Source organism: Paenibacillus lautus, from assembly GCF_050482385.1.
Taxonomy (GTDB): domain Bacteria; phylum Bacillota; class Bacilli; order Paenibacillales; family Paenibacillaceae; genus Paenibacillus_AQ; species Paenibacillus_AQ lautus_B.
In genome coordinates this window covers 1-12,847 of sequence record NZ_JBCNHV010000010.1, presented here as the reverse complement: position 1 = coordinate 12,847, position 12,847 = coordinate 1, and the positions used below count along the sequence as shown (strand labels likewise).

Below are 12,847 nucleotides of genomic sequence, written 5' to 3'. Positions count from 1 at the left end.
GATATATTACTATCAACGTAAAGATGATGCGTTGTAGATCTTCCTTATATTTAAAGAAGATAACAAGCAATTATCTTCTCATGGACGTAAAGAACAATGGGGTGATGATGATGAGTAAGAAGACAATGTTCGAGAAAATTTGGGATAACCACGTTATTCATCAAGAAGAAGGCAAACCGGGTATTTTGTACATCGACCTGCATTTGGTTCACGAGGTAACTTCCCCGCAAGCATTTGAAGGTTTGCGTCTTAGCGGCCGTAAAGTACGCCGTCCTGAACTGACCTTCGCAACGATGGATCACAACGTGCCAACGAAAGACCGTTTTAACATCACGGATCCGATTTCGAAGCAGCAAATTGATACCCTGACCAAGAACTGTCAGGATTTTGGCGTTACCCTGTATGATCTCGATACGATTGATCAAGGCGTTGTGCACGTAATGGGGCCGGAACTTGGCTTAACGCATCCAGGCAAAACGATTGTGTGCGGCGACAGCCATACATCCACTCACGGTGCATTCGGCGCGCTTGCGTTCGGTATCGGTACGAGCGAGGTTGAGCATGTGCTGGCCACCCAATGTTTGCAGCAGGCCAAAGCGAAGACCATGGAAGTGCGTTTTGTCGGTCGCCGCAATCCGGGCGTAACGGCTAAGGACATGATCCTTGGCGTGATCGCGAAATACGGTACTGATTTTGCAACAGGTTATGTTATTGAGTATACGGGTGAAGCGATCCGCGAACTGTCGATGGAAGAGCGCATGACCGTATGTAACATGTCCATCGAAGGCGGAGCCAGAGCGGGCATGATCGCTCCGGATGAAACGACGTTTGAATACTTGCGCGGACGTCAACATGTTCCGCAAGGTGAAGCTTTTGATGCTGCAGTAGCAGCCTGGAAAAACCTTGTGACAGACGAAGGCGCCGAATTCGACGTAGTGGTCGAGTTCGATGTAGAATCTCTGATCCCTCAAGTAACCTGGGGAACGAGTCCGGGAATGGGTACTGGCATTTCCTCAACGGTTCCTAACCCTGCGGATTTCAAGACCGAGAATGAGCGCAAGGCAGCGGAGAAAGCACTGGAGTATATGGCGCTTGTGCCAGGGACTCCCATATCCGAGATTCCGATCGATTATGTCTTTATCGGTTCTTGCACGAATGGACGCATTGAAGATTTGCGTGCAGCAGCAGCTGTGGCGAAGGGACATAAAGTGTCCAGCAATGTAACAGCCATCGTTGTTCCCGGGTCCGGCCGAGTGAAGATCCAGGCTGAACAAGAAGGTCTCGACAAAATTTTTGTTGAAGCGGGTTTCGAATGGCGTGAAGCAGGCTGCAGTATGTGTCTTGCGATGAATCCGGATGTACTGAAGCCGGGACAGCGCTGCGCATCCACGTCCAATCGTAACTTCGAAGGACGCCAAGGCCGGGGCGGCAGAACGCATCTCGTATCGCCGGCAATGGCAGCGGCAGCTGCGGTTAAAGGGCGCTTCGTGGATGTACGTGACTGGAACTTTGTAGCCGAAGAAGTTGTGAGCTAAGAAGGACGGAGGAGAAGTTTATGCAAGCATTTACGAAATTACACGGTATAGTCGCACCTGTGGACCGGGTGAATGTAGATACGGACGCCATTATTCCGAAACAGTTTTTGAAGCGGATTGAGCGTACAGGGTTTGGACAGTTTCTGTTCTACGAATGGCGGTTTGACGAAGAGGGAGGCAACATCGACAGCTTCTCGCTGAATCAGCCCCGCTACCAAGGCTCAACCATCCTGATTTCCCGTGCCAACTTTGGCTGCGGTTCTTCCCGTGAGCATGCCCCTTGGGCGATTCTCGACTACGGATTCCGCGTGGTCATCGCTCCATCGTTTGCTGATATTTTCTACAATAACTGCTTTAAGAACGGGATTCTTCCGATCAAACTGTCGGAGGAGCAAGTCGAGGAACTGTTCCAGCGCACAGAAGCCAAAGAAGGTTATAAGCTGAACGTTGATCTGGAGAGCAAAACGATTACAGATGATCAAGGACTTCATATTGACTTTGATCTCGACGAGCACCGCCGTCAATTCCTGCTTCAAGGACTGGATGACATCGGCTTGACGCTGCAGCATGAAAGTGCAATCGATGCTTACGAGAAGAAGCATGGGGAGCGTCTGTTCGCTTAATCTCGTAATTACACGGCAAAAGGTTACAAGATTATTAAACTTCCATTTCCTGTGTAGGAAATGGAAGTTTTTTTTGGTATTATGGAATTAATATGCAGCGATAGCCAAAAGGAGCCATAGTTTTATGTCAGTATTTGTCCGGCGGTGTGTCGTCGGGAATGTGCTGATTACATATTTTTAGTTTTTTGCTAGATTTGCTTTTCAAATTTAATCATGGGATGATCGAGGTGGATTCATGAAGAAGTTAGGGTTTGTAATGATGTTGATAGTCTTCTTGCTGGCGTTTCCAAAAAGTGGCGAAGCCAGTTCTTCAAATGCAAGCATTTTTCTTGACGGAGAACCATTGAATTTGTCTTCGGGTGTTCAGGTAGCCAACATGAAAGGCAACGTGATGATTCCGATCCGCGTGGTATCCGAGAATCTCGGGTTCAAGGTAGGTTGGGAGAAGGCCAGTCAAACCGTAACGGTCGAGAACAGCGAGAAGGCTGTTCGTATGGTGGTCGGCAGCCAGCAGGCTGAGATGAACGGTGCCCAGGTTGAACTGAACTTGGCCCCTGTCTTAAATGGGCAGAACACGCTTGTGCCGCTCCGGTTTGTAAGTGAGCAGATGGGGCTTGATGTTAAATGGGACAACCAGACAAAGGCTGTGTTTCTCTCCAGCTCCATTCCACCGGTTTCTGAAGGAGAGGTTGATCCTGCTGACGGAAACCATTCGGGAAGTGAAACGCCCCCGCCCGTCGAATCAGGGAACCAGGCTGCAATGACAGGGCTTAGCTTTAGCGACAACCGGTTGATGATTGCTACAGATGGTACGGTTACGCCGAAAGTATCCAGCATAACGGGACCGGACCGGATTGTGATTGATCTTCCAAATACCATCTTCTCTTCTTCGTTCTTGGATGGACATGCAGCCAATGCACAAAGCGGCGGCGCGATGGTAATCACGGATTATCCTGACGTTATGAATGTACGATATGCCATGTTCAGTGACAATCCATCAACCGTGCGTATCGTTATCGACCTGACAGGTCCTAAAAGTTATGGGGTAACCCAAGAAGCGGGACTCATTATTGTTGATCTGAACGCCGAGGGAGAAATCCTCATACCACCCGTTCCCCCGGTAACAGGCAACGGCAAGAAGACGGTTGTTATTGACGCCGGTCACGGTGGAATCAAGCCTGGATCGATCAGCATTTCGGGAAAGAAGGAGAAATCATTTAATTTGGATGTTTCTCTGAAGGTTGAAGCGCTTCTTAAAAACGAGAAGAATATCAATGTTGTGATGACTCGCACTGATGATTCACACCTTGAACTTAGTGATCGCGTCAAGATCGCAAATAACCTGAAGGCGGATATATTCGTGTCTATTCACGGAAACAGCAGCACGACCAGCAGTCCGAACGGTACGGAAACGTATTATACGAGAGATTCAAGCAAATCCTTGGCGAATGTGATACACAAACATCTTGCGAGTGCAACAGGTCTTAAGGATCGGGGAGTTAAATACAGCAGCCTTCATGTTACGAGAGAAACAACGATGCCGGCTGTCCTGCTCGAGATTGGCTTTTTGAGCAACCAGGGTGACGAAGCCCAGTTGTTTAAAGACGATTTCCAAAATCGTGTTGCACAAGGTATTGTAGCGGGTATTAAAGAATATCTTCAAGTACAATAATGTGTACAAGATTTGATGAACTTAGAGGGGGACGAAAGTCATGAACAAAAAATATTGGATGACAGGATTGCTGGCGCTCCTGCTTGCATTTAGTGCCGGCTGTGGACAGAAGCCGACTGCAGCCCCTGCCGAGACAAATCCGGAGACCGCAACAGGAGAAGTACAAACACCTCAGGATAATCCGGGAGAAACGGCGGCTGATGATCATAAGGAAGATGACGCAACATCAGTAAATGCAGGCGTGGGAGCCAGCACACCACCGCAGAATACAACCGGTGAAAGTACTGGAACGCCTGTGGATACAAAGGATGTGAATGCCACGGAGGATCAAGCTAAGAAGGCCAATATTAAACTCTATTATACGGACCCCGAAATTATGGATCTGAAAGAGGCTAGCAAAGAGATCACATATTCGGGTGAAGAGGATAAATATAAGAAAGCCTTTGAAGGACTTCAAACGAGCAGTGACGCCGCACTAATTCCACTATGGTCGGATAAGATTACGTTGAAGTCTCTCAAGTTTGAAAAAGGAGCCTTGACGCTGGATATCACCAAACCAGCCGAAGCCAACCTCGGAGCTGGAGGGGAAATGTTTGCGATTGATGGCTTGCAGAAAACCTTCTTCCAGTTTGATGAGGTACAGTCCCTGGAATTGCTAGTAGACGGTAAGCAGATCGAAAGCTTAATGGGACATGTTGAGCTGGAGCATCCGATGACTCGAAAGTAGTTATAAAGTACTATTAATGAATTTCATATGAAGGACAAAACACCTATTTCGGCTTTTGAAATAGGTGTTTTTTTGGTAAAAAGGGAACAATTTCGCAACTTTCATTGTGACTTTGCGTCTATAGGTTGTCAGGTAATGTCGGACAGGCCGAGTGCAGGAACGCCAATCTATGGCAAAATAATAGGATGGTAGGGGTGAAGGATGAAGAAGTTCGGTTTTTTAATGTTTCTGGTTGTCATCATGATTGCGTTTCCTAAAATGGCGGATGCGAGTTCGTACAGCGCAAAGATTTACCTGGATGGTCAACAAATCAATCTGTCATCTGGCGTGAAGGTCGAGAACAATAACGGTACAGTCATGGTTCCGATCCGTGTCATTTCCGAGAATCTGGGATTTGACGTGTACTGGAACAAGGCATCCAAGAAGGTAACTGTCCAAGACGGCTCGCAGACTGTAACGATGGTGATTGGAAGTCAGCAAGCTGACATCAACGGTCAGCGCGTACAAATGACCCAAGCACCTGTTCTTCGTGGCGGAACAACACTAGTTCCCATCCGTTTTGTAAGTGAGCAGATGGGCCTTCAAGTAAGATGGGATAACGCGCAGAAGGCAGTCTATCTGACCTCGTCTTATGACGGGAGTAACCCTGGTGAAGAACCCGGGGTAACTACGTCGACCGTGGACGGTATCAGTTTCAGCGAAAACAGGCTGATGGTCGCCGTTACCGGCAATGCGAAGCCGAATGTATCAAAACTTAGTAATCCGGACCGTATCGTCATTGATATGGTGAACACGAATTTTTCGGATACATTCAGCAGCAATGCCAGCTTTGATGATGTGATGAAGAGCGGTCAGATGACCGTAACGGGATATCCGGATGTCAAATCAGTACGATACTCCTTGTACAATAGCAATCCGATGACCGTGCGAATTGTCATTGATCTTAACTACGCCAAGAATTACACCGTTTCAGGCCTTGAGAACGGTTCGGGCCTGTTCATTGTGGATTTGAATACGGGATCTAACCCGTTACCTGGTACAGGCGGAAAGAAACTCGTGGTCATTGATGCGGGTCATGGAGATCACGACCCGGGAGCAATCGGGGTAACGAAGAAGAGGGAGAAGGATTTCAACCTCGCAATGGCGCTGAAAGTTGAGAAACTGTTGGCCAAAGAACAAAATATCGAAGTCGTTTTGACTCGCAGTAACGATACTTTCCTCGAGCTGAAGGATCGCGCGAAGATTGCGAATGATCTGAAGGCTGATGTTTTCATATCGATACATGCTAATAGTGGCCCTTCCACTGCAAGCGGAACCGAAACGTATTACTACCATGAATCTGACAAAGCGCTGGCGAATGCACTCCATAAAGAGATCGTGAAGGCCATGGGATTAAAGGATCGCGGAGTGAGGTATGGTAATTTCCATGTGATTCGTGAGACGAAAATGCCCGGTGCCTTGCTTGAAGTCGGATTCGTGAGCAACAAGACCGATGAGAGCAAGCTGTTTGATCCGGCAACGCAGGATCGTGTGGCAGAGGCCATTGTCAGAGGCATCAAAAATTATTTGAAGGTTGATTAACGATACAACAGTGATCGTGATTGCAGGAGGTGGCTACTTTTGAATAAAAAAATATGGTCGGCTGGCCTATTGGCAGTCGTAATGCTGATTGGTGCCGGTTGTGGACAGAAACCCGGAGCAGCTCCGGACAATACGCCTGGGCAAGAAACGCCTGCACCTGATGATCAGACAGGACAGAGCAATAATGGAACGTCGAATGGAGCAGGTGGATCGTCTACGGGCAGCGGCAGCGAAGTGACAACGCCGGAAGCGAAAACAGAGAGCATCAAAGCCTATTACACGGATCCTGATATGATGGAGCTGGTAGAAGGTACGGCAGAAATTTCGTATAAGGAAGATCAGGAAAAATACGAAGCGGCTTATCAAGCATTGCAGAAGAGTGGTAATGCCGAAATGATTCCTCTGTGGGATAAAATCGGGCTGAATTCCCTGAAGTTCGAAAACGGGGCGTTGACACTCGATGTGACGGTCCCGGACGAAGCCAACCTGGGTGCAGGCGGGGAGTCGTTTGCTGTCGATGCGATCAAAAAAACTTTTTTTCAGTTTGACGAAGTAAAATCACTTCAAATTCTGGTGGATGGTCAGCAGACCGAATCGTTAATGGGTCATGTCGATTTGGAAAATCCAATGACTCGGTAATGATGGTTGAAGGAGATCACGATCTGCTGTCGAATATTAGTATATGATGAAGCAGTAGTTATTGAGAGGGGAAAGAAAATGGTACTTAGACACAGCAAACATGTTCATTCCAAAAAAGTGGTCTCCGCCGTCATGGCCGGACTTATAGCATTCGGAGGCGGGGCTTCGATCGTCTCGGCAGATGAAGAAACGGCAAATGCGACAACGGCAAATGCCGGCCAAACGGCCATTAACGGATTCAGTGACGTTAATGCCGGATATTGGGGAGAGAAGTATATTTATCAATTAGCAGCACAGGGGATCGTGACCGGAAATAACGGAAAGTTTCGTCCGAACGATCCAGTAACGCAGCAGGAAGCTGTAACGATGGCGATCCGGTTCTTAAGCAAGCAGGATCAATTAAGCAGCGGCGCTGCGACATTACCGACAAATATTAAAGTGAATGATTATTTTACGAAGTATGTTGAACTGGCTTTTCAGCAAAACCTGCTCGACAAGCAGAAAGAATCCGGATATACGGATGAGAAAGTCATTTGGGGGGCGCAGAAAGCATCCCGGGAATGGATAACCGAAGTGCTTGTCCGTTCCATTGGACGTACCGCGGAAGCCAATGCAGCCAATAATAAAGCGACAGGCTTTGCGGATAACGCGAAGATATCCCCGGATCGTCTGGGTTATGTGAATGTAGCGGTTGAGCTTGGACTTGCGAAAGGCGTGAACGGCAACAAGTTCGATCCGCAAGGGGCCGTTACCCGTGCCCAGCTTGCAACGTTCCTCAGCCGGGCTCAAGCCTACATTACCACAAATTACGAGAACCAATACAAAGGCTCCATCGCTGCGATCGAGAACGGTAAGGTGGAGCTGTATGCCGATGGCAAGCTGAATTCATTCAAGCTGGATAATTCCACAGCGTATTTCACCTCCGATTCGGAGAAGAGATTGCAATTCTCGGAGATCAATCCTTACACTCAAGCGGTGGTCGTCGTGAATAACGGAACGGCTGCTTACGTGGAAATTACGGATCCAACCCAGCAAGTGGAGCGGTTTGACCGCACGTATGCACGCTTGTCGCCGGACAACCTCATTTGGCTGGATACAGGTAGCACCTTTGAAGAGCTGAGTTACGACCCAAGTACAGTGTTCCTGGATCAGAACGGTACGAAGATCGATCCGAAGACGCTTGCTGCCGGCAGTCTGCTTACGATTGAACGCGAAACATACAGCCCGCAGAAGAAAATCGTGTCAATCCGCGTAAAGAGCGGCTTGGTTAACAAGACTGGGGCAGGCATCGTTCAGAACGTGGATACGGTCAACAAAAGAGTAACCCTTAAGGATAGCACCGGTTATGAGGATACGTACACATGGGATGATGCAACCGTCATTCGCTATCAGAATCAAATTTTGGCTCCGGCGGAGCTTAAGAATGGCTTCACGGTGAACTTTTCGGTAAAAAACAGCGTTATTCAGTCGTTGGAAGTCACGCAAAGCGTCGATCGTACCGTGCAGGCAACGCTGTATTCCGTTGAAGAAAACGGAAAGACAATCACTTACAAGCGCAGTGGAAGTACACAGCTTGAAACGAAGTATTTGGCAGACAAGCCGGAAATCATCATGGGTGGCGTGGCAAAACCGGTTCTGTCCGATTTGCTCGCTGACGCGGTATCCGGGGATCAAGTGACATTGACCATTAACGGTGAAGAAAAGATTTCGAAAATCGAAGTAACGGGTCGTCAAATTGAGCAGTTGGATGCCGCTACCGTCGTAAACTACGATGCCAAGACGCGTTGGCTGACGGTTAAGGATGCGAACAACCTGCCTCGTGTGATCGTTTTGGATGACAAGACAAAGCTGGAATCAAGCTATGGAACGACGCTGGATCGAGTAGAACCTTTGCTTGTCTCAGGACGCAAAGTAAGTGTCTCTCTGATCGGTACCCGCGTACTTTCATTGGAAGTGGTATATAAAGTTGAAGGTAAAATCAGCAATATTAACACATCCAAGAGAGTAATTTCGATTGTGACCGCTAGCGGAAAAGTGGAGGAAATCTCATACTACAATAGTCCGGTTGTGGAAATCTTCGGCAGATCAGGCGTAACCCTGGCGGATTTACGGATTGGTGACGAAGTGTCAGCCCAGCTGTCGAACAATCAGGATTACTTGCAGAGCTTAAAACTCAAAACTTCCGCACAATTCGAGGTGGTATCTACAGAACCAACGAGGAATCGGATTCGAGTGAAAGCGAACGGTTCTACAAGCGATATATATACCGAAAAAACCATATTTACCGGTGAAAGCGGACAAGCGATTCTGCTCAATGACTTGCGTCCGGGAGCACTCGTTAATATAACGTTCCAAGGCTTAACGCCTGTCGCGGTTGCCGAAGTTAAATTGACGCTTGGCGAAGTGACAAACGCAGATGTTTCCGGAAATGCACTGACCGTGAAGGATTATTCAGGCAGCAGTCAGACGTTAGTCGTGAGCGGTGGGGTCAAAGTCGTTAAGAATGGTTCGACGGCTTCGAATTTAAGCACATTGACCGCAGGAGATCGCGTTGAGATTCGAAAAGATATTCAGGGCGTAACGATCGTGCAGGTTCTGGAGAAGGTTGAACGTGCATTCTGGCAGGCAAGCAATACGGAAATTCAAGTGAAGCGCAAATCGATTAACGATAATTTCCGGTACGCATTATCCGATAAAGTATTTGTTCATCAAGGTGACACTACTTTGTCCGTGCAATCCCTTAAGGAAAATGATAATATTGTACTGTACTTAAACAACGGTGTCGTTGTTGAGATCGTAAAACAGTAAATTATCGACCTGGGATTGCTCGAGAAACACCGTCTTGATGCGGGGATTTCCGCATCAAGATTTTTTTTTGCGGGAGGGAAACATATGAATGCGGCAACGGTACGGCATATTTTGGACACGATGGAGAGCATGTTTCCGGATGCACATTGCGAGCTGAATCACAGCAATGCGTTTGAGCTGACCATCGCCGTGCTGCTGTCCGCTCAGTGCACGGATGAAACGGTTAATAAAGTGACAAAGGATCTGTTTCAGAAATACAAAACGCCTTTGGATTATGTATCGGTACCGATCGAGGAACTTGAGCAGGATATCAGACGGATCGGATTATACCGGAATAAGGCCAAACATATTCAGAATTTGTGCAGGATTCTGATCGAACAGTATGGCGGTGAGGTGCCGGAGGCTCATGATGAGCTGGTCAAATTACCTGGGGTTGGACGCAAGACAGCCAATGTCGTCGTTTCCAATGCTTTTGGTGTGCCTGCCATCGCGGTTGACACGCATGTGGAGCGAGTTTCCAAGCGACTTGGACTGGCCGCCTGGAAAGATTCCGTGCTGGAAGTGGAGAAAAAGCTGATGAAGCGGGTACCGCGTGAAGAATGGACGCTGACCCATCATCGGATCATTTTTTTCGGACGGTATCACTGTAAAGCTCAAAATCCGCAATGCCCGGTATGCCCATTGCTGGATGTTTGCCGTGAAGGAAAGAAACGTATGAAAACCTTAGCAGTCAGGAAGAATAAGGAACAATTGTAAAATCAGCAAGAAATAGACAAAAAAGAGGTTCATCTGATTCATTGGGATACGGCACTTTAATGAATAGCTAGCGAAATGGACATAATTGTAAGCAAGCGCAAAGCTTGCCTTTGTCTCCGGATTTCTATCTTTAGCCGCATGGGAGAATGGAGATCTGGAAACAACAGTGACAAAAGTCGGTTCTTCGCGAGGTGAAAGAGGACGGTATCCTGGATCGGCATGAGCTAAATTTAAAAGAGGATGGGATTACACATGAAATGCATCTCTGTTTACACCGACAATTTTGAATTGTTCTCAGATATTTTTGAACATGTGGTGGAGAGCCAAAGCCAACTGAGTGAGAATGAAGAGCAAGAAATCGAAGGCGTGACGTTCAGTCATTCCGGGGATGCTCCCGAGCATTATTTGGAGCGTATGTCACAGAAGCCCGAAGTGGTGGTCATGCGCGATAAATCACGCGGGTTAACTATTCTGCAGCACGGAAATGTCTTCGAAATTTTGATTCCGGCAGAAGAAAACACCGTTGTATCCTAAGTTCTTCAAATTTGATGTTTTAAAAAATGAGATAAACCTGGTGCATACAGGGTAATCGAGTATGAATTCTCACCTCATTCCTTCTGTGTGTGTCGGTTTATGAAGCTTTGGATTAATGGCAGGCAAGGAAGATCACTTCCTTGACCTGCCATTTTGCATAGATAAGGACTGTCCTCTCAAGACAACGGCCGAAAATGAAATGCAATGATTCCTTTACGGCGCAAGCGGTGATAAAATAAAATGATGTGAATAGATGGTGTCAGAAATTGAGAGATCACTGGACAGGAGCGAGAAATGACATTGAAGTTGATGGCTGAGCATGAAATCGGATACAGTGTGACGGAACTAACCAGAGTTCGAGATCGTTTCTTGGAGTGGAATGACGAGTCTTCCTCCGCTTTGACTGAGGATTTAATACGCAAGGGTACAGGCGGCGAGCTGACGCTTGCTTTCTGCGGACATTTTTCCGCTGGGAAGTCGAGCATGATTAATGCGCTTTGCGGCAAAAAGGTGCTGCCTTCGGGTCCGGTACCGACGAGTGCGAATGTGGTTACGATCCGAAGCGGTGAGCCGCGGGCGTTGATTCACCGATCTGCTGCGGAGCCTGGCGAGCCTTTAACGGTAACGATTGACGAACTTGCCGAATACTGCAAGGAGGGCCGGGAGTATTCCGCGATTGAAGTGTGGGATGATGTGCCGCTGCTTGGCGAAGATGGCGTCTTGATGGATACCCCCGGGGTCGATTCAACGGATGACGGGCACCGGCTTGCCACGCATTCCGCCCTGCATATGGCTGACATCGTTTTTTACGTCATGGATTACAATCATGTGCAGTCGGAGAGTAATCTGATGTTTGCCAAGAGCTTGTCGGATTGGGGGAAACCGCTGTACCTGATCGTCAATCAGATTGACAAGCATCGTGATGATGAATTAACGTTGTCTTCTTATCTAAACGACGTGAAGAAGGCGTTTGCGCAGTGGAAGATCACATATAAAGGGTTGCTATGCACTTCGCTAAAAGTTCAGGACCATCCCTATAATCAATGGGAAACGCTGAAGTCTTTGATCGGCGAACTGATATCCCATAAGGAACCGTTGCTGCGCTACAGTGTATCCTGCTCTATTCGTCATGCTGCCGATCAGCATGTCGAAGCCTATACCCGCAGCCATCAGGAAGAGAAGGAGCGGTTGCTGGAGGAAATGGGCGGCGAGGAGGCCGCTGCGGCGATGAAAGCGCGGCTGCAGGAGCTGGAAGAGCAAAAAAAATCCGCCCAGCTGCTGCCGGAATCCGTTCGGACGGAACTCCGCAAAGAAGCGGATGCCCTTTTGGCAAATGCCAATCTGACGCCGGCGGATGTTCGGGATTTAAGTCTCGCCTTTCTGGAAAGCCGCAAGAGTGGTTTTAAAGTCGGGTTTCTGTTCACAGGCGGCAAGACGGAGGAGGAGCGTCAACGTCGTCTGGAGGCGTTCCATCATCGATTGGAGGAACAGACTTCATCGCAGATCGACTGGCATTTGCGTTCGCTGTTCCGTAAAAGCGTGGAGCAGCATACGGAGTGGAATCCCGAATGGGAGAGCTTAATGGACGCTGAACTTCCCGGTGTGCGGGAGGATATGATTACGCGGACCGTGAATCCGGAAGCGACGGTGTCCGGCGAATATGTATTGAACTATAACCGGGAGCTGGCCGAGGAAATCAAGGGCAGCTACCGCCGGGCCGTGTTGGTGCTTGCCGACCGGCTGAAGGCGGTATTGACGGACGCTGCGGCCGTCCGTCTGCAGGAACTGGATCGCCAGGGCGCCGAGCTTCTGGCGCAATCCGCGGCTTCCGCCAGCTACGCAGCCCTGCAGCAGGCGGAAGCCGCCCGCGCGGCCGAGCTGGCGCAGCTGCTCCCGCCGCGCACCTCCCTCACCCCCGGCCTCCTGCCGGAGGTGAGGGAGCCGGAAGGGCAGCCCGCGCAAGCGGCTGCCC

At 48.7% G+C, this 12,847-nt stretch carries 10 protein-coding genes; all 10 read left to right on the top strand.

Features of this window, described 5'->3' with window-relative positions; genetic code table 11:
* Positions 1-110: 110 nt before the first annotated feature.
* The gene (leuC, locus tag ABEW73_RS10960; RefSeq protein ID WP_076321329.1) at positions 111-1,535 is read left to right on the top strand and encodes a 3-isopropylmalate dehydratase large subunit; all 1,425 of its coding nucleotides are present in this window, start codon (positions 111-113) and stop codon (positions 1,533-1,535) included.
* Positions 1,536-1,555: 20 nt separating this feature from the next.
* Entirely contained in the window at positions 1,556-2,158 is a 603-nt protein-coding gene (gene leuD, locus ABEW73_RS10955) for a 3-isopropylmalate dehydratase small subunit (protein ID WP_430173529.1), read from the top strand.
* Between the two features lie 235 nt (positions 2,159-2,393).
* Positions 2,394-3,830: an N-acetylmuramoyl-L-alanine amidase gene (locus ABEW73_RS10950; protein WP_430173530.1), complete on the top strand. Its 1,437-nt coding sequence runs from the start codon at positions 2,394-2,396 to the stop codon at positions 3,828-3,830.
* A gap of 40 nt (positions 3,831-3,870) precedes the next feature.
* The gene (locus ABEW73_RS10945; RefSeq protein WP_430173532.1) at positions 3,871-4,557 is read left to right on the top strand and encodes a GerMN domain-containing protein; all 687 of its coding nucleotides are present in this window, start codon (positions 3,871-3,873) and stop codon (positions 4,555-4,557) included.
* A gap of 201 nt (positions 4,558-4,758) precedes the next feature.
* Positions 4,759-6,138, top strand: coding sequence for an N-acetylmuramoyl-L-alanine amidase (locus ABEW73_RS10940; protein WP_430173534.1), 1,380 nt, complete (start codon positions 4,759-4,761; stop codon positions 6,136-6,138).
* A 39-nt stretch (positions 6,139-6,177) separates the two neighbouring features.
* The gene (locus ABEW73_RS10935; RefSeq protein WP_430173536.1) at positions 6,178-6,777 is read left to right on the top strand and encodes a GerMN domain-containing protein; all 600 of its coding nucleotides are present in this window, start codon (positions 6,178-6,180) and stop codon (positions 6,775-6,777) included.
* 78 nt (positions 6,778-6,855) lie between these two features.
* On the top strand, positions 6,856-9,585 hold the full coding sequence (locus tag ABEW73_RS10930) for an S-layer homology domain-containing protein (protein ID WP_430173538.1): 2,730 nt from the start codon (positions 6,856-6,858) through the stop codon (positions 9,583-9,585).
* 84 nt (positions 9,586-9,669) lie between these two features.
* Positions 9,670-10,341: an endonuclease III gene (gene nth, locus ABEW73_RS10925; protein ID WP_076321029.1), complete on the top strand. Its 672-nt coding sequence runs from the start codon at positions 9,670-9,672 to the stop codon at positions 10,339-10,341.
* A gap of 252 nt (positions 10,342-10,593) precedes the next feature.
* A complete protein-coding gene (locus ABEW73_RS10920; RefSeq protein WP_430173540.1) occupies positions 10,594-10,875 on the top strand; it encodes an NAD/NADP transhydrogenase alpha subunit in 282 nt (93 codons plus the stop codon).
* Positions 10,876-11,169: 294 nt separating this feature from the next.
* On the top strand, positions 11,170-12,847 hold a 1,678-nt coding region (locus tag ABEW73_RS10915), incomplete at its 3' end, for a dynamin family protein (RefSeq protein WP_430206385.1).

Coding starts and splice junctions, on each gene's coding strand:
- leuC (WP_076321329.1), top strand. CDS start 111: ATGAGTAAGAAGACAATGTTCGAGAAAATTTGGGATAACCACGTTATT.
- leuD (WP_430173529.1), top strand. CDS start 1,556: ATGCAAGCATTTACGAAATTACACGGTATAGTCGCACCTGTGGACCGG.
- ABEW73_RS10950 (WP_430173530.1), top strand. CDS start 2,394: ATGAAGAAGTTAGGGTTTGTAATGATGTTGATAGTCTTCTTGCTGGCG.
- ABEW73_RS10945 (WP_430173532.1), top strand. CDS start 3,871: ATGAACAAAAAATATTGGATGACAGGATTGCTGGCGCTCCTGCTTGCA.
- ABEW73_RS10940 (WP_430173534.1), top strand. CDS start 4,759: ATGAAGAAGTTCGGTTTTTTAATGTTTCTGGTTGTCATCATGATTGCG.
- ABEW73_RS10930 (WP_430173538.1), top strand. CDS start 6,856: ATGGTACTTAGACACAGCAAACATGTTCATTCCAAAAAAGTGGTCTCC.
- nth (WP_076321029.1), top strand. CDS start 9,670: ATGAATGCGGCAACGGTACGGCATATTTTGGACACGATGGAGAGCATG.
- ABEW73_RS10920 (WP_430173540.1), top strand. CDS start 10,594: ATGAAATGCATCTCTGTTTACACCGACAATTTTGAATTGTTCTCAGAT.